The sequence below is a fragment of the Paenibacillus sp. Negev47 genome (assembly GCF_058313655.1).
On record NZ_CM177754.1, the window covers coordinates 5,278,133 to 5,302,396 of the forward strand.

A 24,264-nucleotide genomic window follows, 5' to 3' on the forward strand; every position below is an offset into this window, starting at 1 on the left:
TTTCATGCAAAACTTACGGGTGCCAGAAAATCATTCGAAGCTTAAACGCTTGATTATCAAATCCACTAGATTGGCTAATCTCTAAAATGCATGACGTTCTGCAATGTAGCCGTTCCGGTTACGAATCGTTTTTCGGATCGCTGTTATCCCCGTATTTCTTTGATTCCCCTTATATAAGGGAGAAATCCGGTGATAAAGGCGAACGCTCTGCTTCCTCCAAATCGATTTCGTCCCCTGCACTACTTTCGCATTTAATCAGGAACTTGTTTGAGGATTAGGCCTTCTATTTAAATGGATTCTGTTAATTAAGCAAACATTTCGCTTCCTCAGGTTCTGTTGCGTTCCTTTGCTTCGCATGTCCTACTCAGATTCAATATCTATTTCAAAAACAGAATCATTCCATATGTAGTCATGTAGTAAAAACATCATTTGTTAGCACTCTAATGATCGGAGTGCTAACCCCTTCCTTTTATATAACATATGGGAAAATTGGGTGTCAATACGCAGGCGGTTATTTTAACAAAAAGATCGAATAACCCTTCAACTTTTGCACATCACCAATCATATTAACGTAATCCCGCAGGTAAAACAAAAGCCGACTCGAACCAAAGTTCGAACCGGCACGGGGAAAGAATGAATAAGTCGATGTTGAGACAGTGTTCAGTATCACAACAAATAGAGTTACAGAGACGGAGTTACAGAGACATGGTTATAGATATAAGTTAGAGATAGAGATAGAGGTAACTGCAATTTCTACTTTTTCGCCATTTTCGGATCAAGGGTATCGCGCAGGCCATCGCCCATAAGGTTGAAGCCGAGAACAGTCAACATAATGGAAACGCCGGGGAAGATCAGTGTCCACGGTGCTTTTTGTATAAACTGACGGGAGTCCGAGAGCATCTTACCCCATTCCGGGTCGGGTGGTTGCGCACCCATACCCAGAAATCCGAGCGCTGCTGCCTCGATGATCGCCGTACCAATCCCGAGTGTACCTTGCACGATCAGCGGAGTAAGGCTGTTGGGCAAGATATGACGAAACAATATTCGCCCGTTACCCGCTCCAAGTGTCCGCGCCGACGTAATGAATTCCTCCTGTCTCAAGCTGAGTACCCGTGAACGCACCAATCTCCCATAGGTCGGGATGTTCACAATAGCGATGGCGAGCAGTGCATTTTGCAATGACGGGCCCAATATTGCCACAATGGCAATAGCCAGCAGGATTCCCGGAAATGCGAGCAAAATATCAAATAAACGCGAGATGAGCATATCCGCCCATTTTCCATAAAATCCAGCAATCAGACCAAGCAACGTACCTGCGATAATGGAACCAATGACGGAGAAGAAGCCTACCCACAATGAGATACGCGCCCCATGCAACACTCTGGAAAACACGTCACGTCCCAGATCATCGGTACCAAACCAATGCTCTGCCGAAGGGGCCTGAAGCCGATCCACCAGCACCTGTTCCTTGTAATCGTAAGGAGCGATGTATGGCGCCAGGAAAGCCAAGAGGATGAAAAATACAATGATAATCAACCCCGCAAGCGCAAGCCGATTTTTCCGAAACGTTCTCCACGCTTCCCGCCATGGACCGGATGTGCTTGCCGACGCAGCGTCAATGGATGGTCCGGTATTGGTCGATAATTTGGCCATGCGGCGTCTCCCTTCTTGGATATGAATGAAATACAAGATCAACGAGTTCTATTACACTCAAGCACTGCGATTGCAGTACCATCTTCCGATCGCTGTTATCCCCAAATTTTATTGATCCACCTATTTAAGGTGAAAATCTAGTGATAAATGCGAACGCTTCGCTTCTGCAGATTGGTTCTGCACTCTTCGTGTCGTGTAATTTTTACGGTTATCTTAAATTAAATTCCATTCATCAATCCAAATGATGAATTCCCTATTTATAACTAATCCGAGGATCGAATACGGCGTAGAGCAAGTCCACAATCAGGTTGATCACCACGAAAAAGAACGCCACGATCAGAATGCCACTTTGGATCACCGGATAGTCCCGTGAACTAATCGCTTCATATATATAACGTCCGACGCCCGGCCAAGCGAAAATCGTTTCGGTCAACACCGCACCCCCGAGCAACGATCCGGTCTGGATACCGATCACGGTGAGCACGGGAATAAACGCATTTTTGAGGGCATGTCCATATACGACAAAAAACGGACCCAGTCCCTTCGCCTTCGCTGTACGAATGTAATCGGAACTCATCACTTCCAGCATGCTGGAACGGGTCATCCGGGCAATAACCGCCATCGGAATCGTTCCCAGTGCAACACTTGGCAGAATCAAATGTTTCGTTACGGTCCACAACTGATTCCATTGTCCAGCAATCATCGTATCCAGCACATACAAGCCTGTAATGGCTTCCACCGGATCACGTGCATTCATTCGTCCAATGGATGGCAACCACTGCAACTTGTTCGCGAACAACCATTGCTCCATCAGACCAAGCCAGAAGATCGGCATGGATACACCCACTAAAGCAATGACCATGCAGCAATAATCAAACCAGGAGTTGTGCTTCCATGCACTGACAATACCGGCATTCACCCCAATAATGACAGCAAACAACATACTTGCCATTGTTAATTCGAGTGTTGCTGTCAGATAAGGCACAATTTCCTGGGCAATAGGCACCTTGGTACGGATGGATGTTCCCAGATCGCCTTTGAGCAAATCGCCCAAGTAGGCAAAATATTGCTGGAACCAAGGTTTATCCAGCCCGAGCTGGTCACGAAGGGCCTGCTTGGATTGTTCGGTTGCCTTTTGCCCTAGTATCGTCTCAGCCGGGTCACCCGGAATGGCGTGGATGATGGAAAAGACGATCAGGGTCATACCCAGCAACACGGGCAGCAACACAAGCACACGTTTGACAATATAGCTGTTCAATCCTGTTCACCTGCCTTCGACATATCATCCAAAATAAAAAGCGCCGGCTGACACGCATGCTTTGGATAGTTACGTCCGGATGTGGGTTCTGCCAAGCATTGCGTCTCACCAGCGCTTTGAAAGAAAGAATAGTAAATGTGTTAGATGCAGATCCAGCTTTCCTCTGCGTTACTCAAAGTAGGCACCGGCATAGGATTCGCTGCCCAGCGGGGATGGTACGAAACCTTTCAGGTTCGATTTGCCCGCCAGAATTGGCGTAGTGTGTACGAGCGGAATCCACGGTGCATCTTCCTTGATAATTGCCTGCGCTTGTTTGTATAGTTCCGCGCGTTTCTCCTGATCTGTTTCTTTCTGCGCATCGGTCAGCAACACATGCAACTCTTCGTTGACATAGAAGCTGCGGTTATTGCCCGGAATGGCGTCTTTGTCCAGCAACGTGTAAAGGAAGTTATCCGGGTCCCCGTTATCCCCCGTCCAGCCGAGCATGTAGATATCGTCTTTCACCCCGGCTTTGGCATCATCCAGATACGTCGCCCATTCTGGGGATTCAATGTTCGTGGTCACGCCAATTTTCTCAAAGTCAGCCTGGATTGCTTCCGCAACCTTCTTGCCATCCGGCATATACGGACGGGATACCGGCATTGCATAGAAGGTTACCGGATCAGGCAACCCATCAGGGAAGCCAGCTTCGGCCAGTAAAGCTTTTGCTTTTTCCAGATCATATGGATAATCTTCAATGGTATCGTTGTACCCCCACAGCGTTGGCGGCATCGGGTTCACGGCAGGCTCTGCTTGTCCAGCAAAAAAAGCATCGATAAGGGCCTGCTTGTTCACCGCATGGTTGAGGGCTTGTCTGACTTTGACATTATCAAATGGTTTCTTCTTGAAGTTAAAGCCGATATAGGCCACGTTGAACGGTGGACGCTCGATCTTCTGCAACTCGCTGTTGCCTTCAAGAATGGACAGATCGTCCGGGTTCAGGTCTTCCATGACATCAATCTCGCCGTTTTGCAATGCATTGAAGCGAGCCGTGTTATCCGGAATCGAACGCACGATCACTTTGTTCAGCTTCGGCAGTCCTTCTTTCCAGTAATCTGCGTTTTTTTCCAGGGTGATGGAGTCGTTACGCTTCCATTCTTTGAATACAAATGGGCCCGTGCCCACAGGCTCGCTCTTAAAGTTTTCTTTTTTCTCCTGAATCGCTGTTGGGCTGGCAATGCCAAATGGCGTCATCGCAATATTTTGCAGGAAAGGCGCTTGTGGCTGGTTCAGTGTGAACTCCACCGTAGTCTCGTCCGTCGCCGTTACTTCCTTAATCACACGTCCGTCCTCTGGACCAAACATGGAATCGTAATAATCGAAGGAATCTCCTTCGAATTTATATTCACTCGCCGGATCACCCCAGCGGTTGAAGTTAAACACAACAGCCTCCGCGTTGAAGTCAGTTCCATCATGGAATTTCACACCAGACTTCAGCTTAAATACATACTTCAGCCCATCCGCCGAAATTTCCCAGCTCTCTGCCAGTCCAGGAACAACCTCTGTTCCGCCTTCCTTGTAGTCCAGCAACGAGTCAAACACCTGATGTCCAATCTTGAGTGACTCTCCATCGGTTACAATCGCCGGGTCGAGTGCTACAGAATCCCCACCACGGCCCATAATCATCGTATCCTGCGCTACCGTTCCGGTTGGAGGGTCGGTTCCTTCCGCCGGAGCAGGCGTAGCCTCTCCACTCTCGTTACTGGAGCAACCGGACAACACCAATACGGTACTCAAAGCCATGGTTAGAACACCGGACATCCATTTTTTTCTCATTCGCATACGTACAACACCCTTCCCTGTCTCATAATGTGTGTGATGCTGGCATGAAAGATCTCCAATGTTGGCAATCAGTTTGGTGCTCTGTATCATATAAAAGGCTTTAGGTGCCTGCGATACCTGTATTAAGGTTCTGGGAAAAGTAAGGCATGTATATGAAATGTAAAAACAGCCTGGATAGATGTGAATGTTAGATGGTGCACATAGTGTGAATGTGAATTGATCACTTTTATAAAATAAAGAGAAAGGTTCGACAAAGCATCTTGAGAGATAAATCTATGAGATTGCTGCGTTTGATTGATTCGTTTTATTTGAACTTAGGTCAATAATCAACAGCGAGTGGCTACGGACTGGTAAGAGCAAGTTTAAGTCGGTAGATCGATAATACCGATGGGTGTGGGACTATGCTGCTGGCTACGCTATAAAGCCTGTACATAAAGTGGGTCGTCTTGAACATGGAGTGGAAGCTGAACTAGGTATCGTTTGCAATACGGATAAAAGAAACTCAACATAGGGTAGGTTGTTTAGATTGTGTAAGTTGTTGATTACGGTGGCTTTTTCTCTTGCAGATGGATGTGTAAAACGTATGAAAGAGTTATCTTGAGATGTTGGATTGTACGACAGGGAGACATTACAATAACTTCTTATGTTATGGTTTTGTCATGATGAGGAGGATTATGATTATAAACCGTAGTAAAAAACAATTTCGTGTAACTTACTTTACATCACATTAATCAATTAGACAAGAGATTTACAAACATAAGTATTCAACTTTATTATATGCGTTAGTATTACTTACACAAAACACAAAAAAGGAACACAGTTCGACAAAAAGCGTCCCGTGTCCCTCCTCCACTCAATCCACATTCAGATAAGATCAACCTGTCATTTGCTAAGAATCAGCTCACTTTTTAAACAAACCTCTACGATGCATTACGGTAATAAAACGGTAAAAATCATAACTCGCCCCATTATCGATGCTGAACAATGGATTTTTGGTGTCATATGCCAGCGCTGCATCCACAGCTGCTTTCGCCCATACTGGAACTTCCATTTGCTGACGCGCCTGCAGTTTATCGACCTGAGATTTAAGCGCGTCAAACGCTGCTTTCTCTTCGGCTGTCATCGGTTCGCCCCCTTTCGGTGGTTCGGTTGGCGGATTCGGATTGGACGGCTCCGGTGGTTTCGGAGTAGCTGCTGCGTACCTTGCTCTGAGCTGTGCCGCTGTTCCCTCGAATTCATTCATATCCACGTTGCCGCTAATGCCATTCACCTTGCCCGAATCTGTATACTGCCAGAACGTCCAACGCTTCCATGCCGGCTGGTCGTCCGGTACACGGGTGTTGCTGTAACGCGCGATCCACAGATCGTAAGAGCTGAGTGATGTGTCAAAATTCCCGGCAAATGAATTGCCCGTGTATATGATCGGTTTTACACCTGTCAGACGTTGTAATTCAGTTAAAAAAGCCTTAGCAACCGTATTCATCTGTGCTTTGCTCAGGTTGCCAGGGTTGTTCTCGTAGTCCATGACGGGTGGCAGTTGTAGCGCTTTGGCACCTCCGACTTTTTTCAGCGTATTCGCATAATGCGCCGCTTCTGCCTTGGCACCATCGGTGGATGTTGCGCGAAAGAAGTGGTACGTTCCCACCAGCATGCCCGCCGCCAGTGCACCGGTTACATTTTTCTGAAAATTCGGATCGGTATACGTCTGTCCCTCGGTCGCCTTGATGAACACAAATGTCATGCCACTTGCCTTCACTTTCGCCCAGTCAATATTGCCCTGGTATCGGGAGACGTCAATGCCCTGTGTGTTGCCTGGACTTCTTGTTTGCATGTTTCTCACACCCTTTATGCGGCAAATTGCCGTTTGTATCAGCATTTTACATCATTCGATTTAAGCGTTCCTAGGTACAAGTATAGACAAACTAAAGCATTCTGATCTATACATTGCTGATTGGATGTCTCTCTCTCTGGATTGATGCAAAATGCTCTTATAGTTAATGCGGTTGGATCATCGGTTGCTTGTGTGCGTGTCCCTTGTTGTTGGTAAAAGCTAAGTTCAATGAGTATCTATCCACCCTCTTAGGAAAACACACCAAGTGGGTACGCGACCGTTCCAGTTACGGATCGTTTTTCCGATCGCTGTTGTCTCCAAATGTTTATGATTTATGATCTAAAGGTTAACATTTAGAGACAAAGGCGACCGCTCCGCTTCTTCAGAATCGATTCCGTCTCTTTCACTACTTGTAGTTAATGCGCAAACTTTCGACTCTGTAGTGCCCTATCTCTTGCCACAGGGCAATTTTGAATGAATGCTGAGTCCTTACTTCGTTTCATCTCTAATCTGTTGATCAACGTCCTCATAATCTGACTGTACAAAAGATTCTCTGGAATCAGGAATATAGTTACCCGAGATCCCCCCGTTTCCTCCCTTGCCCTTGAGTACTTCAATGGCTTGCCGAATCACTGGCGGGATTGGAGCGCCCAACTTGCCCCCGTTTTCGATAATGGACAACAGCTCATTTGCGATATAAAAAAAGGCGACCGCATCCCTGAACAAATGTCCGTCTCCCAGAACACCGTCCACCAGATGAGCCACCGATACCATTGCAAATATAAATACCTTTCGCGCAATGCCGAACATGCCGATATTGCTTTCTAGCTTGCCACTCATGCCCGCCGCCGCGATACCAGTTAGGTAGTCGAGGATGACGAACACGAGTAGTACGCCGAGTACGCCTGACCAACCTCCGAAGAAGTAGGTTACTGAGCTGCTCATGAGTGCAATTCCCCATTTCCATAGGGTGTCCCATCGTTCCATCGTTCCACCTCCTTATAATCAAAATAAAAAACCACACCTCTCCAAAAGGACAAAAAAACGCTCCATGATCGGTCGTGCCTACTACTCCAAATCGCCTTCGCCAAGTGCTTCAGCCACTTTGTCACGGCTCTCTGAAGGCACTTGCTCAAGGCTGATCATTCCTTTTTTAATCAACATCACATATACAGCCAACATCGTTTCACCACCCCTCATGAGTGCTATACCACAGCGGGTTAGTAGACCACCAAACCTATCCCTCACCCGATCCACTGCCTGAAGCCATCGCCAAGATCATGGCATGCAGCTCCATGAGAGCAATTTGGTTGATCGTGCTTTCCTCAGTCAACTGCGCATTCTTTGCTTCTGCTTCAGTCAAACGCCGCTTCAACAAGTCCAGCTCCGAAGGTTCTTCAGGCTGCGGTTTGTTCCGTTCGTCAATCTCTTCCTGGCTTAATCCCTCGATCCATAGGTCAGGTAAATTTTCCTGGGGCTTATCTTGCAAGACCGTTTGGTAAGCCTCCCAGGCTTCCAGATTGAAACGTGGATGAAACAATCCTGGTGAAACGGGAACGCCCACCAGATACCCGGCAATCTCCGGCTCAGCATAAAGAGGGACGACACCAGAAAAGGCATCGTCCACCAACACGTCCTCGATATAGAGGCCGTCTGTATTTACTTTAGGTACGGCTTTCATGGTAAACCTCCTTTATTGTTCGGCTAAGAATGATATATCGGACAGACTAACCCATCCATTGTATCCCGTGGAAATTACGATATTGCCGTCATTTCTTACGTCAACCCTGCCGAATGACTGTGTGGTTCCGTCGCTACTTTGAACTAAAGTTATAAAGGTCTTGAACGGTATATATCCTCTCGGAAGTTTGATTACAATTCCCGAACTTCCTACTACTCCGTCTTTGATAAGCCCGTCAAAATAAACCCTGCCAGAACTATCTTTATAATACTTAGCAGTCCCGTAAGAACCACTTCCATAATTAACCCATCCATTGAGTAGCGTCGGCGTAATCCATGCAGGTGATTCCTTCTCGGCCTTTTTCGACTCCACAACGCTAAGCCGAGCGGTAGCCTGTTGAACGTCCTTCACCAGTTCCTTGAACAACGCCTTTTCGTTGTCCGCTACTGATCCAATGAATGGAACTGTCGGAGACGAGTCCAGCATCAGGTATGTGACACTGTAGGATGCAGAAAGACCATAAGTTGCGTTGCTCGTTGAAGCGCGTTGATTGCCGTAAGCCGACCCGTCCGTACGTGTTACAATGCTCCAAGCGTTGTCAGCCAACGAGTTTCTATAAATTCTCATCATTTGAGCAACTTTGTTTTTTAATGGAGCATTAACTGAACTGCTTACAATATTGATACCCCAGTCTCCGTTACTTCCTTGTGCAGGCTTAACACCCTCACGCAACACAATACCCGTTCCTACCTCAACCTGATTATCACCCTCGATTAACGTCAATTGTCCCTCTGACGTGACAGGTTCGACAGTCGGCATTGCAAGCTGATAGACCAGTTGATACGGCGTCCAGTTTGGCGCTTGAGTCGTAGGCAATGTATTGGTAGCATCTGCCCAAGTACGTGCTACTCCATTAGATCGCCGTGCCCACCATTTTGTTCCTGTACCGTTGTATACATTATTTGTAGGCACATCTGGACTATTGCCCACACCTGTACCCGCTGCTCCGTTGAACATTGTCCATCCCATAAAATACGCCTTAATCTCGTCGGCTGTAGGTGTGTATGAGTCTCCCCATCCACTGTCTATGTTAATGATTGAAATATAAAAGTCTGTGTACCCTGATGCCGTGTTAAAGTGTGCCTTGTCTCCTTCTGTTAAACTTTCTTTAGATGAAAGGACATTTCCATTAAATTTAGTCAGTAAAAAACTGTTCCAGTTTGTTGTTGGTGAGAATGATTTTATTGCAAGAATTTTATAACCTGCAACAGAAGATTGTAGTAGCCAAGCTTTATTCTCGTCCAATACAATCTTTTTCCACTTAGCCAGCTTAAAATATTGCCCGTCCTTCTCGAACACTTCGTCAGCATTCGCCCCTGTTACTGGATCAGCGTATAGATCCGTTTGCAATGCGAGCATAGCGTCTTCACGTGGTTTGAATGGTTTGGCTGTTGTGCCGAGAGTGAGCATTGGATTTGAAAAGGTGAACGCCCCAGCAACAAGTCCGTTTAGATACATTCTAATCTTCTTATTATTACCGCTGTTGAAAGTAATCGATTGATCTGTCGTGTAATCCTTTATTGCTGTAAGCCCATCCCCAGTATAAATACTGATATTTCCGTTATGTTCCACGGAAAAGATGTAATCAGTATTAGGAATTACATCAATCTCGACGTAGTGAGCAGCACCTCCGATAGGCGAACCAGTAACTTTATACGGACTTGTCATAACGTAAGGCGCTCTGACTAACGTCCATTCATAAAACGGCGGTAACAAGTTTTCGCCATAACGAATCGCATACGGATTTCGCACAGGTTGAATGCTATCAACATAAGGATACTTAGCGTTAACCTGTTCCGGCGTGATGCTGTCGAGTACTGCATATTCAGCTGCACTGATTTCATAAATACGGAATGAGTCAACGTAATAAAAACTGCCCACAGCTACTGTTCCGGCTGTATAAACGTCCATATCTGCTTTCGTGTTGCTGCCCATTTCAGTTGGCGTATACGCACGCCACACAAGTCCAGTCGCACCCGCTAAAATTGTTTCGGATTTTGCCCCGGTTATTGCAGCACTGCCATCAGCGGTTACAAGACGAGCGGAGAATGCTTGAGATGTTTCGTTCTTAATCCAAGCTAATGCGATATAATAATTAGTTGGATTTACATTTGCCGTTGCTGATGCAGGCGTCCTCACATATGACTGGCCAGCAAATCCGCTTTGCGTTACTTTAAAGTTTCTGCTTCCGTTGTTGACGTTAGTCATAGACAACTCAATAGTTGTTGATGTGCTCTTCGTCCATCCCGTAATAGATTCACAACCACCAGCACGCCCCAACAAGTTCACCAGCGTGCGTCCCTTCAATCCCTCTAACTTAAACGCCGAGGTACGTTCAGCATTAATAATCTGTAATCCTGGCTCCAGTGTCACCGATCTACGCTTTTCCGTATCAAGCCGCTCTTGAATACTACTAACCTGCCCAGCTGTCTCCTCTACCTTTTCCTCCACCTGCTCTGCAAAACCATCGATCTTCTCCCAGTTCTGATCCAAATACTTATCCAGATCAAAATAGGTTGTCGATGGCGAAGAACGATCAATCTTATTCAACCCCAAATTTGGTGTTTTTGGTTCACTCATTTAAGCTCCACCTCCTAAAAATTTATCCTGCCGGGTCTGTTCGATCTTGGCCACCGTCATACTCTCTACTTCTGCAATCGTCAAATACCGCAAACGATACTCCACAGTCATATGTGCCGGTTTAATATCTTCAATCGCAGCCTTGAGATCGTGCAAATTGGGTGGCAGGCCATACGTATCCACAAAACGGATCATAATCAGGTATTCGCTCGGCTCAACCGATACATCAATCCCGCCACTTTCATAGGCTTGCGCCACATTCTTGAGCATCGAACCGGAAACTTTACCACTCCCACGCATTTTGGAAATAATCACGGATCTCCGTTGATCGTCTGGCTTGGCTTGATTCGTCGGAATCTGTAAATCCCGCTCATAACGTTCCAATGCCCAAGTCGCAGACTCCGGGTAGAATTGGTCCAACACACTTTCCAAACCCACCGAAAGCTTGTCCAACTCAACACCTTCGGTCTCCGTAAGAAGCTGCATCTCCAGCACATTTTCATACAACGGGGGCAAAAGGGTCATTAATACCTCTGCTTTACTCATGTCACCTTCACCGTCCCGAGAACGGCTACTGCGCCGGGTGCGATCTCCAGATTGGACATACCACCATTCACCAGCAGATCGCTGTAATCGATCACAGGCGGGATATCCAGAATGACATTGGCAATACGTGTCCAACGAACCAACGGATCGGCAAAGGCCAGTTCTTTCAGATACGCCGTAACTCCCGTTTCAATCAGTGTCTTCACGCCCTCGTACGTTGAACCAGAAGCAAGCGTGACCTGCACCTCAACATCAATAGGTATCTCTTGCGCTCCCACTACTGTGACCACGGGTCCGATTGGAGCAGCACCTTCGCCCATTCCATCCTGGGATGGATCGATATATTCCTGCACCGCCTCGATAACCGCCTCAGCAGGTGTTTGCATTTCATTATTCAACAATGCCACTTTGACTGTACCGGGACCGTCCCACAGCGGAAAAGCTTTCGCTTTACCCACACCGGAGTTTTCCCGTGCCCATAGCTCATACTGATATTTGTTCGCACTCGTGACCGGACGGGAAACTTTGTCCTGATAACGATCATACAAAGCCTGATCCGTTTCCTCGTCTTCGCCAGGAACCAACAAATTTGTCAATTCAGCTGTCGTCAGGCCAGCAATATAATCGATGGGCAGCAGCGCCCCCGTATACTCATTACCTCCCGCTCCCGCGACTTCACATTCCAACACATATCGCCCTGCCGCGACGCGCTCCACAACAACATACACCCGATCCCCCGTGGAAAAACGACTCTCCAAAGGAACCTCAACAGGCTTACCTTCGTTATCCCGGAAACTACCAACCCAACGTGCCTTCGTGGCCGCTTTCCGACTAATGCCAGACCAAGCCACCGCGCGATCCAGATACTCTCCAGATGCTGTATCTGCAAACTTCAGATTGGCGTTCACATCCAACTCGATATACATCTGAGCCATTTCCACTGCCGCTGGCGCAAGGGCATCATAGATAATGCTGCCTTCACGTTTATCTACACCATCCGGCACCCTATCTAGCATTCGATTTAAAATGACTTCAAACGTCTGCTCTTCAACCATTCATGTTCACCTCCGTCTCTTCCCTGAAGCTGCCAAAATCCGTTTCCACGGTAAAAGAAACACGTACCCCGTCAGCCTCGTGGACAAACTCGAACTCGGTTACATCCGATATACGATCATCTGGAAGCAACGCTTCGTGAATCCAGCGTTCCAGTTCAGATTCAACCATGGATCTCCCGGCCATTCCTTCCCAGGACCATTCCATGCCGTAATCCGAGGAATAGATTAGATGCTCGTAGCGGCGTGTAGACAACGCTTTATACACCGCCTGTTTTATCGCATCTTTTCCATCCAATTGCAACCTTCCAATTCGTTGTCCCGAAGCTTGAAATACATACGTAAGACTTGGAAGCACAGCAGATTCTTCCTGATCTTCTGCGCTAATCTGCGCACCCTGTGGAATCATGGATTCACCAGCCGATCCAGCACGACAAAGCTGTCTCCACCTTGAACACGTAACAACAAGACATGGTCACCCACGGTCCAAGCTTTGTTCACTACGGATTCAGGCAGTACCAAAAAAGGCTCAGCCAAAGCCAGCCGTTGTTCAACGGTAATCTCCAGAGGCTGGGTGTTTGTCACGCTTCCGTACATTACCTGAACGGGAGACTTGGCATCTACAGCGGCCACCGCCGCCTTTTTAATCACGTCCAGCATCATTTATCGTTACACCACCTTCAAATCCAGTGACATCGTGTGCACACCGCCTTGTACCTTATGCGTACATTCGTCTACCAGAAAATATTGATTAATCTTGAGTTCATCGATCTGGATGTTGACATAACTTCCTGCCCTCAGCTTGAAATCACCAAGTGCATCCACTTTTAACGTCTGCGTCTCGCGATTACGGAGGGTCATCAGGGTCTTCAGCATGGCATCAATCTGACCTTCATTCAGGCCATCATCCGCTTTTTGGTACAAAAAAAGCAGCCCCCATTGACGGATGCTGCCTGAATCCTGATGAACAAACGTTTCTCTTTTTCCCGTATCCTTGTTATCCCGATACAGCTTGATCTTGTTATACGTCTGGTCGTCAATCGACCGCGTATAGCTGTAATCCGTGAGCAGACTGTTATCCCCAATGACAAAACCGTAAGGCATCTCTTCCACATCCCGGAGCACAAGCTTGCCGAAATCATCGTAGAAGATGTAGTTTTTGCCGCCATAGATCAGCGTTCGGTCCAACGCCTCACAGATCATGTCGATCAGCTTTTTGTTATCAAATAACATGCGCGGAATAACATATTTCGGCCGGATCAGCTCGCCCACCTTCAAATGAAAGTCGGTAGCGATTCGTTTGATCACATCCGTAGCGGTTGCGTTAACGAACTTGTACGTCTGATTCGCGGTCAGATATCGAGTCTGGTCGTAGGCCTTGATTTTGACACTTTCGTCTTTGCCGCTATCCACCGAGAAGATATATCCGTAAAATATGCCTACCTTGTTACTGATATATTTCACGACATATCCATTCTCATATGTGAATTTCTTATTCTGGTACAGACTGCCCTTGATCAACGTGAATTCCAGAGAGGAAGGCTTGCCGATGCGGGAGGTTTTGTACGTAATGTCGCCGGCAATTTCACTAATGTCCCAGATGTTGCCCTGCTTGTCATCCAGTAATAACCGTTCCTTCATGTTTGCCAGCTTATCATCCAGCCTGATCTGCTCTTGCATATTCCCTCTCCTTTCACGGAAGCTTGATCACAAGTCCAATCGGCAGCTTCTTCAGTTGTGCATCTTTGATGCTATTCAGCTTCTGCAGCTCTTTCCAGCGAGATCCATCTCCCAGATGGGCTTTGGCTACAGACCACAAGGAGTCTCCAGCTTTGAGTGTGACGGTCTTGGGCTGGATTTTTTCATTGGGCCGGGAGGCTTTGGTTTTTGTTTTCGCAGCAGCAGTATCCTTGCTGTCCTTGAGTGGCACTACTTTTTTGGCGGCATAGAAAATGAACTGCTTCAGCTTGATATCATACTGGATATCGCCCACCGTACCCGCTGTCTCCTTCCAGTCGAAGCTCTCAATGGAAACAGCCATATTAATGGTGTACCTTGCACTGGAAAAGAACAGCCTGACGGGTCTGCCCGTTTGCATCCAGCGGATGATCTTTTTCACATATTCATAGGGATCACGGTAAAACTGCTTCTGAACTGCCGGATGTCTTGCATCGTAGTTCAGATGATACGGGCTGTAGTCTGCCGGAAAAATCCCGCTGAAACTGACTTCACGCAGCTTTGGCGACTTAATCACGTTAATCTCACCCAAAGCGCTAACGTTAAATGTACTACCGTCTCCCGAATCCGAAAACTCAATGCTCTCTGGTGTCACCGGGAAAAACATGTATTCAGAGCGGTTATTGAAGCTTAGTTGAATATAATATTCCACTTATCCATACACCCCCTGAGCACTGGAGACGATCTGACTGTTCAGTCCATCGGTAATTTTGCTGATGATGCTGTCCACATCATGTCCGCTGTTGATATCCCCTGTGGTGACCTGAACGGTTGGAGTAAGGCTGACAAATCGCTGAATCGCCTGCATTTCGGCCAGCTCACGCATCAGTTTCAAGTCCTCGCTTGTTACATCCACTGTGCCATCCACGTCACCGATCTTGTCCACCTGTCCGATATTGTTGATTTTGTTGATGTTACTCATGTTGTTACTCGGGACAACGGTGGGAGCAGGTGCAGTTGGTATCGATGGCACGGAAGGTGTTTTTGGGGTGAAATCCTTACCAAATCCACCAGGTAAATCTTTTTCTTTGGAATCTGCATTCGAGGTAGAAGAGAAACCAGAAAGCAAATCTTCAGCAACCTTTTGTCCATCTTCAAAAGCTTTAGGATTGTACTCTCCGTTCATTTTGAAAAATGACTTCACATCTTTGTCACTCGTAGGCTCCCAGGATTCCAGGCCTTTCTTCCACTCCTTTATTTGCTTGCCACCTAAATTAATATCTGATTCTTGAAACAAACCAATATTGAAACCAAAGGTTTTGTTAACAAGTTTGATCAGACTGTTAAGTCCGCCATTAATTCGTTCCATGGCATCTTCAATTATGGTTACCACGTTATAGAAGATATCAAGTATGAAAATACCCATGTTTTTAAATAGATTCTGTATGGCATATACCGGATCTCTGAAAAAGTTAAAAATCGCCTCCCCCAGCGAAGCAAACAGATTCCACACCGTGGCCACAACTACTCTTACGATTTCTCCAAGCATCATAAATGAACCTATGATGACTCCCAAAATCTCCGTACCTGACATCCCCATCATGTTCAGGATTCCAATAACTGCCGCAATCGCAGCAATTGCCAGAAGAATCGGCCAATTCAACAATAACCACGCAGCAACGAGACTATAGACTTGTGCGATGACCAATGCCAGTACAACAATAGCCAATGCCATCAGGATAGGCTGAATGATATCCCAGTTCTGCTGAATCACGGCTGCAATGTATAAAATACCGTTTACCAGCATCGTCAACGCGTTTGCCGCAACCGTAAATGCATTGCTAATCCACTCAATAATGACCGTGAACTCCCCATTCGCAAACGCTTCATTTAATCGATCCAGTAAAGGTGTTAAGGCAACGAGGGCTGCCTGTCCAATCTGACCGAGAACCCCATTAAACTGATTCACCAGTGCATTCCACTTCTGTAACGGTGAATCCAGCATGGTGTCAAAAGCCTGTTGGGTATAGCCTTGCTTTTGCAAAATGACATCAAGCTTTGTGATAAACCCATCCAGGTTGGATGAATCGATGGTTTGTTGCAGACCTGCTCCGCTTAGAGCTTCAGCAGGAATGTTAAACGACTTGGCAAGCTCACCATTGTCTCCGTTCATCGCAGCAACCAAGGCACTGGAGGCATCTGACATGTTTTTGCCATCTGGAGATAACATACTCAACCGCTTAGCCATATCCCTCAGTTGATCAACTTGGTCCGTATTCTGTGCATATGGAATGAGAGATAGGGTACCTTTCAAAGCATCCGTAACATTCTGTCCGCTCTTGAAAGCTTCCGCACGGTAGCGATTAAATATCGTCTCCCCCTGAGCATCATCACCAGTAGCAGCCATATATCGTTGCTTCAAATCCTCTTCCTGCGCCGCTGGAACGAGAACAGCTTGGCCTGCCGACTTGATCACACTAATCCAGGCTCGCACTCGCTGGGCACCTTCTGTAAAGGCAGCATTTACCTTAGCCTGTTCTTCTGACACACCTTGGAGTAAGTTGCCTGCCAACTGAATTCGGCTCAGATTGCCAGGGTTGAATACCGAATTGATTACGGTAGGCAGGTTTTGAAATTGCTGAACCATATTGTTTGACATGATATACAGTCTTGCAAACATGGCATACATTCATTTCTCCCTCCTTTCCTTTTTATTTCTTCCGGGCGCGATTTTTGGACCGTTCTTTCTTCTCTTCCTCCACCCGGATTGAGATCATCGCATAGATTGCCGCTCGTTCTCGCATGGAGAAGGCCATTAGCTCATGCGGCAAAATGTTTAATTCATGGAGAGCGTAATAAGCCAGATTGGCTTCGGAATCGCCCTCTTTAATTAGTTTTTTACGTCATCCACCAGTTCGTTCATGTCCTGATTGAAGCCGTTCAGCTTCTGAACCTGTTCGCCGAGCGAAGCAAATTCCCCAGGCAACAACATTTTCCGCAAAAGCGATTCCGCACCCATCACGCCATATGAACGCTGGAGTTCTGCGTTTTTTAAATCGGGATACACTACACTTGCGCTCATCAGGCGAGCCATGTAATCATTCGCATCAATGTCGGGTGTGTAGACACCGTTCTTGCCCTTGATTTTGCGGGTAGCTGCCTTGCGGCATTCCTGGTTTTCGTCCTCGGTCATGCTGCGCAGTTTCCAGGCCACTGGTTCACCTTTCTCATCTTTGAAACGGGGGGAAACGATAAACTCCTCCGTTGTATCCGTTGCTGCATTTTGGGCAAAAAACATACTCAATCCACTCATGTATTGTTCCTCCTCTAAAGTTAGGCTCCCCGCCGCAAGAAGCGGCGAAGAACAGTATTTTGACACGCCAAATAGCCCGTAACACAGGCAAGTTGAACAGGTTTCTTTTACAAACCCGCTGCTAAGTTAAACTCTTAATAAATCCCAAATCATTATGCTTTCACGCTACATTACTTCGGCAGATTGAACGATACAGGCATATCGACATCTTCAAAGGTAAAGCTCACTTCTTCCTCCAACGCCTCAGCCTCGGTATCAAGAGATGCCATAATTACACTGTCGAGGTTGACGCCTTTAAGGGTCACGGTCTGTTTGCCAATCGTAGAGGAAGGATCTTCGTTGGTCACTTCAATATCGAAGTACGTGTCCACACCATTCTGCATGTACTGGAGCATCAGTTCGCGGAAACGGGAAGTGGTATAAAAGATTGTCATGGAACCCGAACCAGACCAACCGGTTGCTTTGTGCTGTACACCGCGACGGCCCAACGTTTTGACCTCTGCTTTTTGTTTCTCCACCGTTGCTTCCAGCGTCTTCACATAGAACATTTCTTCCGTCTGTCCGTTAATCGTTGCATATGCGCGGCCTTCCTGGCCGGAGATTGTGTCGCTTGCTTTCAAAAATGCCATCTTAAACCACCTTCACTTTCATATATACTTTTTCAACGGAATCCACAGGTTGGACCTGAATCTCGATCAGAATGCTGTCGGTTTCATTGCCCGGAGTAACCGTGATATCTGTTTTGGAATCAAAATTTTGAATCGCCCCAATATCCTGAAGCTGCTTCAGATAAGTGACACATTGGGAACGGAACAGACTGCGCCCATCTTCGTTGTTGTTCACTTTGCCGATGTAATAGGACTCGAAAATCCGTTTCATATCGTTAGCGATACCATCGAGAACACGGACAACACGGTTTTTGGCAAAATGACGTGCCTTATCCGGTGTCACTGAACGGAACGTATTTACATCCTGCTCCACCACCGCGCGGTTGCTACTCGCCGTAAAGACAAACTCGCCATTACGCAATGCTGCTTCTGTCTCGGTATGTGTCAATCTGCCATTCACATCCACGGCATCGTCATACGCACGGAACGTCAGAGATTCATTGAGGTTAGCTCCCGCTGTTGCGCCGGCTGTCCATGCTACGGTTTGTTTCGGCGTAAGAACGGTACCGTCTGCGAGCACAACACCATTTTTGACACTGATAATGCTTTCATGATCTGCAGCAGGATAATCGGACAGAACCAGCTGTACCTTTTTGCCCTCGATATCACGTAAACGCTTGATGTAAGCTGTGTAGACTGACTTGAGTGTGGCATCATCTGAGACCAGACCGACCGTGTTAAAATCCAGCACCTCTAGCTTGGTAAGAAACTCGGCATGCTCCTGGTTGGTTACTGTACCATCCAATCCACCTGTTAGTGGAAGTGACGCTGTAGCTGTGAGTGCACCTTCACCAGTAAATGTGACGTATACGTTGGATTCCAGAGCTTCGATGGTGGATGAAGTTTGTTTGTCCACTTCTTTACCCGCAAGCAAAGTGGAGACATCCAATTGGTCCGGATCATTAATATTCGCGGAGACTACAACAGCCAGATCATTACCACGTACGCCGCCGTGTTGGGCTGTTACTGTCAGTTTATCCAAGGTTGCCTTGGCTCTGGTCCCTGCATTGAGTCGATACAGAAGCAATGTTTGCGCCCGTTTCAATGCCTCGCGGATCAGCAGCAATTGCGGTGCTGTCCAGTCATAACCCAATTTGGCTTGTACATCTTCACCTGCTTGTAAGGTCAGGATTGTACCTTCTTGTCCCCATGACAATGGAAGGGCCAAAGCCACCGTTCCTCGCTCTCCTACCGTACCCGGCAATGCGCCCTCAGATGCAAAATTCATATATACGCCGGGGCGTACCTTGTTTTGTGTCGTCCATGTTCCTCCAGCCATTATTGTGCCTCCCCATTCATGAATTGTTGGATGTGTTGCTGTGCTTCTTGCAAGGTGTACGTTTGGTGTTCCAGCAGCACCGCTGCCAAAATGTCTTTCTCCATCCGGCTAAGTTGCCGGGATTCGGCGAACTGTGGTTTGCTGTATTTTTGATTGTTTTTCTGTTGAGCTTCCGGGTTTTTAGGGTCCGGTTCTTTTTTCGTAAACATCGCCAACGCGCCTCCTATTCCTTTCATACAGATCCCCTCATTTGGTTAGTTATTCTCTCGTAGCTTTAAGTGCGGTGGGCCGCTGTTCCAGTTGTTGCATGGTAGCGGCGGACTCCGACACTTTGGTGGTTCGCATGGTATAGTACACCAGCATTCGCGGAGTATCGTTCTCCGTCTCCCAGCGCAATTCGGTTGCGCGATAGGGCGTTCCCTCCACGTCGATGGTTTCCAATGCTTCGAACAGCTCGTCCGGCAGGGTTGCCGGAATATCGTTTGGATCGAGCCAACGGATTTCAAAGACGTGAGATTGCACGAAGCGATCGCTGCGTTCGCGGGTGAGTTGGGCGGACTGCAGGCGGTAGGAGATGCCTTTGGAGTCTGGATTAGGGCTGTTGCTACCCGTTGCTGGGTGGATCGGGATGTATGGGAAATGCTGTGAGAGTGTTGTAGCAATAGAATTGGTTAGTTGGGTTGTGGTCATGGTTCACCTCCTTTGGGGTTGAAAATTTTGACATAAGGTAGTAGTTCTATATGACACGGACTGGCATCCGATTTTACGTGTTATAAATATGAAGCCACTGAGCTACCTACAGCCAAAATCCATTTACCTACTGGTCTCCAAATCAATTCCCCCTGAATTCAATATGGAAGCCCCCTGACCACTCCAGAGGGCATAAAAATAATGCTTACTGCTCGTAACCCAGCGCTACCAGATCGGCTTTAACGTCCTCGCGAATGTTAACCGGCACTTGTTCAATCGTCCGGCGCCCGGCCACAATCAAAGATACATAAATCGTCACGAATACCTGCATTAGCTGTTCACCTCCCTTCAGGAACAAAAATAGCCGAACCAGGATATTAAACATCCAGTCCAGCTCCTAACTGCATTTCATATAGCACTGCTATAGCCTCTTTATTCTCCATATCAGCTTTTTTCAATCCTTCAACCTCTACACTCAACGCTGGACGTGGTTCCTGCGGTGTTTCTGGAGTGTTAGGGTCTGGATAAGCAAACAGAGGCTCTAGCGTATCGGTGTTGATACGAGTAATAACGCCGCCTTCTGCATAATCTGCTGAATATGCTCCGTAATCAAGCTGTACCATACCTACGGTTTTCTGAACTCGTTCAGCAAGCACCGTGTAAGACTCGAAATCTTGTTCGACTGTTGTCTCAACAACATCACCTGATCGCTGTCCGGTATTTAAGATGACGTTACCTGTTGATTTTTCATAATATATCCTTGCACCGATATCCATCTTAATCATCCTTTCTATTCAGTGGCGAAATAGTTGTACGTTCGCGCCACGTTAAGTAAACCCGCACTTACTGAAAAACCGGAATCATTGATGGTTATTCCGCCGTCATAACTAGCGCCAGAAGTTAATGCCTGTATCCTAATCAATGCCATTGGTGAATTCGTAGAATAATCATTCTTCGGTGCATCTGCGCTGTAAACCCCGAACCAAGTTTCTTGATGCGAGGGTATGTTTGATGCATTGGAAAATACTATATTTCTTGGTCTGAAAGCAAGTCCGGTTACTTCACCATATCCAGTGTTGTAAATTGTAAACTGCCCTTTTGCGAATCGTTTACCTGTGTTAATTGCGTTAATTTTAGCTGCCAGTGTTGCCCATGAATCGGATGTGGATGCACTTCCACCCTTGGCGTTAATGGCACCCACAATACCATTTTTAGCATCAACGCCAGATTGAAAAACGTCAGGCGACCATGGCAACCATGATCCGTTCTCCTTGGTTCTTTGAAAAAAAGAAGGTACGCCGTTATTTAACTTCGTTGCTCTTTGTAATACATATCCAATGCCATTGGTATGACATTGGACTTCTATATACCACCAAGTTCCTGCAATCTCACTTTGTGGGGCATTAACTAATCCATGTCCGTTGTATTGCCCGTTTGTAACTAAGTTATTTAAGTCGCCTTCGAAAACAAAATTTTTTCCGTTATCTTGCGTCAGCTTGTGTTTTTGTATTGCATCGAATTCTTGTCTGGATGGAACTTTTACCCAAGCCCCCCAGTAACCATTATAGTAATTCCTTTCATAAACTTTAAGATTATCTGGTTCGAACGTTGTTAACGTTTGTACTACACCTGCATGCCTTCCAATATCTAAGTAAAACGCGTCCGAAACCGGACAGTTAAGCAAAGTTTGAACTGTGACATTTGCAGGGCAGTAGAAGCGTCCTTCTTCAATGTAATTATTTAAATTAGCGGACGCGGGTATGATAACAGATTTTTTAATAAATCCGTTATCTGAATATGTCACCAATGAATTATAATCATCTACGTCAAGCACACGTTCAAACGGCTGCCATGAAGCATTGCTATCCCTTTTATTACGCTTGTACTGCTTATTATTGGCACGATTCGCCGTATCGCTACCCGAATACATCTCTGTGAATGTCTGATACCCCCCAGTACCAACTCGTACTGTCTCCACATAGCCAAATGCTTCGGTTGCTCCTACGGTTGTCCTCCATGCCCCTCCTTGTCCACCAGTGCCACCACCTACATAGAAAACGGAATATCCCTCTGGATAAGCTGTGATAGCTGTATCAGGAGCTGCAAAGTTGTTGGCTAGTTTGATGACATTTTGTTTACTGCTTGCCAGTTCGTAGGCATCTCTAACCTCCCTCTCCGTCGCAACACCCGCATCAATCTTTTCAAAAATCCCGTTAATACTCTCCCGGGTCACATTCTCGTTCCCCAAAGGAAGAGGCAATTTCAATCGATCTGTTTCCTGTGGCATTACGCCCACACCTCCAGTTCATTCCACGTCAGGGACGCGGCGTCCAGTTCATCCCATGTTTTCTGCTTCTTGTCCAGATCGTCCCAGATCAGATAGCGATATTCATATTCCACGGCCATATGGGCCGGTTTCAATTCTTCGATGGCCCGTTTGAGATCATAGATATTGGGCGGGATGCCCATCGTATCCACAAAGCTCACCGTAAAACTCCACGCTTCCGGCTGAAAAGTTACATCCACCTTGCCCCCGGCATATGCCTCAGCCACATTCGCAACCAGTCTCCCGGAGAATTTCCCGGCACCACGCAGCTTGGACTCCACCACGGCACGCCGCTGCTCCACAGGTTTGAGACGGTCCGTCTCAATGCCAAGCTCTTCTTCCCAGAAGTCTAGCCCCCACGTCGCTGTACGGACAAAAAACTGCTCCAACGTCTCATCCAGCGCCTGGTACAGCAGATCCATCTCGGTGCCCTTAGCCTGCATATCGGCCTGCATCACGCGTGAAGTCTCATAATACCTTGGCAAATACGAGAACAACTCCCGTCCTTTCTCACTCGTCAGTCCAGCATCTACAATAGAAGGAGCACTCATGCCCTGTCCCCTCCCTTCCTTGCACATCAACAGAGAGTGTCTCGCTCACCAGCTCCAACCCGGATCGGCGTACTTCTCCCAATCTTCCTAGGTCTGCGCACATCCAAACTAATTCCTCATCCACCATCTGCCCAACACTACTCATTCACATCCACCGTCCCCAACACCGCCACCTGACTCGCGTTCATCTCGATATTCTGGTCACTCACACCGTTCACGGTAAGCTCCGAATAGTCGATAATCGGCGGAATGTCTAACAGGATCGCGGCAATGCGAGTGTAACGAACGAGTGGATCGGCAAAAGCCAACTGCTTCAGATACGCGGTCACCCCGCGTTCGATCAATGCTCGTACATCGGCCAATGTCGCATCACTTGCCAGCGTCAGTTTCACCTGAATGTTCATCGGCACTTCCTCGGCTGGCATCATGGACACGACCGGACCTGCCGGGGCAACACCTTCACCCTGTCCATCCTGCGTTGGATCAACGTACTTCTGCACCGCCGTCACCAGATCGGTACCCGCAGCACGTTTGTCCGTGTCCAGCAGATATAATCCCACCGTGCCTGGCCCTTGCCACAACGGGATAACACGTGTTGCACCAACACCTGGTACTTCACTGGCCCATTGCACATATTGCGACTTGTTGCCACTTGTCCCTTGGTTGCGGACTTTGGCATATAAGCGTTCCAGCAGCGCCGTATCGGCCTCGATATCTGCACCGCCTTTAATCACCTCAACGTTCGTGACAGAGGTCACGCCACTTACAGGTGTAGACAGCACAGTTACCGTGCCCGCAGGCACATTGCTATCTTTTCCGGCAACAAGCGCTCGCACGCCTACCACCCCGAAGCCCTCTGCATCCAGTTCCACACGCCCCACCGTCTCATATTCGAGCGAAGCTTCAGCAGATACTTCATCCGCAAGCGTAGCTACAACCGTGCCTGCTGGCACCACTTTACCCGCCACACCCACGAACCTCACCGCACCTTGCGCCGCCACCGCAGCCCGCCGAGTAATGCCATGCTCTCCCGCCCGCAGATCCAGCTCTTCCGAACGAAAATTCGGATCACTGCTCGCAGCCGTACTTGCAAACCCTCGCCGCAGTAATTCCTGCGCCCACAAAGCCGCCTCAGACAGCATAAACGCAACCGGAGCCTCGGCATCCCACAAGAACGAACCCTCCGACTTATCCAGATCCGCGGGCAGACGATCCAGCATGCGCTGCATAATCTGTTCCTCCGTCTGGTCCTCCAAATAACGCGGAATCTCAGCCATC

General features: G+C 47.5%; 25 protein-coding genes. All 25 read right to left on the bottom strand.

Translation table 11 applies throughout. The features are described from left to right. Window positions 1-753: 753 nt before the first annotated feature. The 25 genes from nikC to AC4G47_RS23990 all read right to left on the bottom strand — a co-directional run bounded on the left by nikC (window position 754) and on the right by AC4G47_RS23990 (window position 24,263). Entirely contained in the window at window positions 754-1,653 is a 900-nt protein-coding gene (gene nikC, locus AC4G47_RS23870) for a nickel transporter permease (RefSeq protein WP_124117053.1), read from the bottom strand. Window positions 1,654-1,906: 253 nt separating this feature from the next. Continuing rightward, complete coding sequence (locus AC4G47_RS23875; RefSeq protein WP_017690144.1) at window positions 1,907-2,911, bottom strand: ABC transporter permease; 1,005 nt, start codon at window positions 2,909-2,911, stop codon at window positions 1,907-1,909. 168 nt (window positions 2,912-3,079) lie between these two features. Further along, entirely contained in the window at window positions 3,080-4,726 is a 1,647-nt protein-coding gene (locus AC4G47_RS23880; protein WP_491106777.1) for an ABC transporter substrate-binding protein, read from the bottom strand. Window positions 4,727-5,633: 907 nt separating this feature from the next. Further along, window positions 5,634-6,563: a glycoside hydrolase family 25 protein gene (locus AC4G47_RS23885; protein WP_491103037.1), complete on the bottom strand. Its 930-nt coding sequence runs from the start codon at window positions 6,561-6,563 to the stop codon at window positions 5,634-5,636. Window positions 6,564-7,052: 489 nt separating this feature from the next. Beyond that, window positions 7,053-7,550: a phage holin family protein gene (locus tag AC4G47_RS23890; RefSeq protein ID WP_491103039.1), complete on the bottom strand. Its 498-nt coding sequence runs from the start codon at window positions 7,548-7,550 to the stop codon at window positions 7,053-7,055. A gap of 81 nt (window positions 7,551-7,631) precedes the next feature. Beyond that, complete coding sequence (locus AC4G47_RS23895) at window positions 7,632-7,745, bottom strand: CD1375 family protein (RefSeq protein ID WP_491103040.1); 114 nt, start codon at window positions 7,743-7,745, stop codon at window positions 7,632-7,634. Window positions 7,746-7,800: 55 nt separating this feature from the next. Further along, window positions 7,801-8,244: a hypothetical protein gene (locus tag AC4G47_RS23900; RefSeq protein ID WP_491103042.1), complete on the bottom strand. Its 444-nt coding sequence runs from the start codon at window positions 8,242-8,244 to the stop codon at window positions 7,801-7,803. 12 nt (window positions 8,245-8,256) lie between these two features. After that, a complete protein-coding gene (locus AC4G47_RS23905) occupies window positions 8,257-10,884 on the bottom strand; it encodes a hypothetical protein (protein WP_491103043.1) in 2,628 nt (875 codons plus the stop codon). Continuing rightward, entirely contained in the window at window positions 10,885-11,430 is a 546-nt protein-coding gene (locus tag AC4G47_RS23910) for a putative phage tail protein (RefSeq protein ID WP_491103044.1), read from the bottom strand. After that, window positions 11,427-12,485: a baseplate J/gp47 family protein gene (locus tag AC4G47_RS23915; protein WP_491103046.1), complete on the bottom strand. Its 1,059-nt coding sequence runs from the start codon at window positions 12,483-12,485 to the stop codon at window positions 11,427-11,429. The genes AC4G47_RS23910 and AC4G47_RS23915 overlap by 4 nt, the downstream gene beginning before the upstream one ends. Further along, window positions 12,478-12,891, bottom strand: a complete 414-nt coding sequence (locus tag AC4G47_RS23920; RefSeq protein ID WP_491103048.1) for a DUF2634 domain-containing protein — start codon at window positions 12,889-12,891, stop codon at window positions 12,478-12,480. The genes AC4G47_RS23915 and AC4G47_RS23920 overlap by 8 nt, the downstream gene beginning before the upstream one ends. Further along, on the bottom strand, window positions 12,888-13,145 hold the full coding sequence (locus tag AC4G47_RS23925; protein ID WP_175383663.1) for a DUF2577 family protein: 258 nt from the start codon (window positions 13,143-13,145) through the stop codon (window positions 12,888-12,890). Before AC4G47_RS23925 ends, AC4G47_RS23920 begins: the two co-directional genes overlap by 4 nt. Window positions 13,146-13,151: 6 nt before the next feature. Then, window positions 13,152-14,162, bottom strand: a complete 1,011-nt coding sequence (locus AC4G47_RS23930) for an XkdQ/YqbQ family protein (RefSeq protein ID WP_491103050.1) — start codon at window positions 14,160-14,162, stop codon at window positions 13,152-13,154. A 13-nt stretch (window positions 14,163-14,175) separates the two neighbouring features. Further along, a complete protein-coding gene (locus AC4G47_RS23935; RefSeq protein ID WP_491103052.1) occupies window positions 14,176-14,871 on the bottom strand; it encodes a LysM peptidoglycan-binding domain-containing protein in 696 nt (231 codons plus the stop codon). Next, entirely contained in the window at window positions 14,872-16,848 is a 1,977-nt protein-coding gene (locus AC4G47_RS23940) for a phage tail family protein (protein WP_491103053.1), read from the bottom strand. It abuts the gene before it with no gap. A 201-nt stretch (window positions 16,849-17,049) separates the two neighbouring features. Then, window positions 17,050-17,472, bottom strand: coding sequence for a phage tail assembly chaperone (locus AC4G47_RS23945; protein ID WP_036611390.1), 423 nt, complete (start codon window positions 17,470-17,472; stop codon window positions 17,050-17,052). 170 nt (window positions 17,473-17,642) lie between these two features. Further along, the gene (locus AC4G47_RS23950) at window positions 17,643-18,101 is read right to left on the bottom strand and encodes a phage tail tube protein (RefSeq protein ID WP_017690162.1); all 459 of its coding nucleotides are present in this window, start codon (window positions 18,099-18,101) and stop codon (window positions 17,643-17,645) included. Window position 18,102: 1 nt separating this feature from the next. Then, window positions 18,103-19,419 carry a phage tail sheath family protein gene (locus tag AC4G47_RS23955; RefSeq protein WP_491103055.1) on the bottom strand — a complete coding sequence of 439 codons (1,317 nt, stop codon included), beginning with the start codon at window positions 19,417-19,419 and terminating at the stop codon, window positions 18,103-18,105. Then, window positions 19,419-19,628, bottom strand: a complete 210-nt coding sequence (locus AC4G47_RS23960; RefSeq protein ID WP_491103057.1) for a YqzN/YkzM domain-containing protein — start codon at window positions 19,626-19,628, stop codon at window positions 19,419-19,421. The genes AC4G47_RS23955 and AC4G47_RS23960 overlap by 1 nt, the downstream gene beginning before the upstream one ends. 49 nt (window positions 19,629-19,677) lie before the next feature. Continuing rightward, complete coding sequence (locus AC4G47_RS23965) at window positions 19,678-20,109, bottom strand: phage tail terminator family protein (protein ID WP_491103058.1); 432 nt, start codon at window positions 20,107-20,109, stop codon at window positions 19,678-19,680. A 205-nt stretch (window positions 20,110-20,314) separates the two neighbouring features. Beyond that, window positions 20,315-20,440 carry a CD1375 family protein gene (locus tag AC4G47_RS23970; RefSeq protein ID WP_491103060.1) on the bottom strand — a complete coding sequence of 42 codons (126 nt, stop codon included), beginning with the start codon at window positions 20,438-20,440 and terminating at the stop codon, window positions 20,315-20,317. Window positions 20,441-20,486: 46 nt separating this feature from the next. Further along, window positions 20,487-20,885, bottom strand: a complete 399-nt coding sequence (locus AC4G47_RS23975) for a hypothetical protein (RefSeq protein WP_491103061.1) — start codon at window positions 20,883-20,885, stop codon at window positions 20,487-20,489. A gap of 14 nt (window positions 20,886-20,899) precedes the next feature. Beyond that, window positions 20,900-22,396 carry a pyocin knob domain-containing protein gene (locus tag AC4G47_RS23980; RefSeq protein WP_491103062.1) on the bottom strand — a complete coding sequence of 499 codons (1,497 nt, stop codon included), beginning with the start codon at window positions 22,394-22,396 and terminating at the stop codon, window positions 20,900-20,902. Further along, window positions 22,396-22,986, bottom strand: coding sequence for a YmfQ family protein (locus AC4G47_RS23985; RefSeq protein WP_491103064.1), 591 nt, complete (start codon window positions 22,984-22,986; stop codon window positions 22,396-22,398). The genes AC4G47_RS23980 and AC4G47_RS23985 overlap by 1 nt, the downstream gene beginning before the upstream one ends. A 137-nt stretch (window positions 22,987-23,123) precedes the next feature. Then, window positions 23,124-24,263, bottom strand: coding sequence for a baseplate J/gp47 family protein (locus AC4G47_RS23990; protein ID WP_491103065.1), 1,140 nt, complete (start codon window positions 24,261-24,263; stop codon window positions 23,124-23,126). Window position 24,264 lies beyond the last annotated feature (1 nt).

Excerpts from the sequence above, each read along its gene's own strand:
- nikC (WP_124117053.1), bottom strand. The coding sequence starts at position 1,653 with ATGGCCAAATTATCGACCAATACCGGACCATCCATTGACGCTGCGTCG.
- AC4G47_RS23880 (WP_491106777.1), bottom strand. The coding sequence starts at position 4,726 with ATGAGAAAAAAATGGATGTCCGGTGTTCTAACCATGGCTTTGAGTACC.
- AC4G47_RS23885 (WP_491103037.1), bottom strand. The coding sequence starts at position 6,563 with ATGCAAACAAGAAGTCCAGGCAACACACAGGGCATTGACGTCTCCCGA.
- AC4G47_RS23890 (WP_491103039.1), bottom strand. The coding sequence starts at position 7,550 with ATGGAACGATGGGACACCCTATGGAAATGGGGAATTGCACTCATGAGC.
- AC4G47_RS23895 (WP_491103040.1), bottom strand. The coding sequence starts at position 7,745 with ATGTTGGCTGTATATGTGATGTTGATTAAAAAAGGAATGATCAGCCTT.
- AC4G47_RS23900 (WP_491103042.1), bottom strand. The coding sequence starts at position 8,244 with ATGAAAGCCGTACCTAAAGTAAATACAGACGGCCTCTATATCGAGGAC.
- AC4G47_RS23905 (WP_491103043.1), bottom strand. The coding sequence starts at position 10,884 with ATGAGTGAACCAAAAACACCAAATTTGGGGTTGAATAAGATTGATCGT.
- AC4G47_RS23910 (WP_491103044.1), bottom strand. The coding sequence starts at position 11,430 with ATGAGTAAAGCAGAGGTATTAATGACCCTTTTGCCCCCGTTGTATGAA.
- AC4G47_RS23915 (WP_491103046.1), bottom strand. The coding sequence starts at position 12,485 with ATGGTTGAAGAGCAGACGTTTGAAGTCATTTTAAATCGAATGCTAGAT.
- AC4G47_RS23920 (WP_491103048.1), bottom strand. The coding sequence starts at position 12,891 with ATGATTCCACAGGGTGCGCAGATTAGCGCAGAAGATCAGGAAGAATCT.
- AC4G47_RS23925 (WP_175383663.1), bottom strand. The coding sequence starts at position 13,145 with ATGATGCTGGACGTGATTAAAAAGGCGGCGGTGGCCGCTGTAGATGCC.
- AC4G47_RS23930 (WP_491103050.1), bottom strand. The coding sequence starts at position 14,162 with ATGCAAGAGCAGATCAGGCTGGATGATAAGCTGGCAAACATGAAGGAA.
- AC4G47_RS23940 (WP_491103053.1), bottom strand. The coding sequence starts at position 16,848 with ATGTATGCCATGTTTGCAAGACTGTATATCATGTCAAACAATATGGTT.
- AC4G47_RS23945 (WP_036611390.1), bottom strand. The coding sequence starts at position 17,472 with ATGAGTGGATTGAGTATGTTTTTTGCCCAAAATGCAGCAACGGATACA.
- AC4G47_RS23950 (WP_017690162.1), bottom strand. The coding sequence starts at position 18,101 with ATGGCATTTTTGAAAGCAAGCGACACAATCTCCGGCCAGGAAGGCCGC.
- AC4G47_RS23955 (WP_491103055.1), bottom strand. The coding sequence starts at position 19,419 with ATGGCTGGAGGAACATGGACGACACAAAACAAGGTACGCCCCGGCGTA.
- AC4G47_RS23960 (WP_491103057.1), bottom strand. The coding sequence starts at position 19,628 with ATGTTTACGAAAAAAGAACCGGACCCTAAAAACCCGGAAGCTCAACAG.
- AC4G47_RS23965 (WP_491103058.1), bottom strand. The coding sequence starts at position 20,109 with ATGACCACAACCCAACTAACCAATTCTATTGCTACAACACTCTCACAG.
- AC4G47_RS23970 (WP_491103060.1), bottom strand. The coding sequence starts at position 20,440 with ATGCAGGTATTCGTGACGATTTATGTATCTTTGATTGTGGCCGGGCGC.
- AC4G47_RS23975 (WP_491103061.1), bottom strand. The coding sequence starts at position 20,885 with ATGGATATCGGTGCAAGGATATATTATGAAAAATCAACAGGTAACGTC.
- AC4G47_RS23980 (WP_491103062.1), bottom strand. The coding sequence starts at position 22,396 with ATGCCACAGGAAACAGATCGATTGAAATTGCCTCTTCCTTTGGGGAAC.
- AC4G47_RS23985 (WP_491103064.1), bottom strand. The coding sequence starts at position 22,986 with ATGAGTGCTCCTTCTATTGTAGATGCTGGACTGACGAGTGAGAAAGGA.
- AC4G47_RS23990 (WP_491103065.1), bottom strand. The coding sequence starts at position 24,263 with ATGGCTGAGATTCCGCGTTATTTGGAGGACCAGACGGAGGAACAGATT.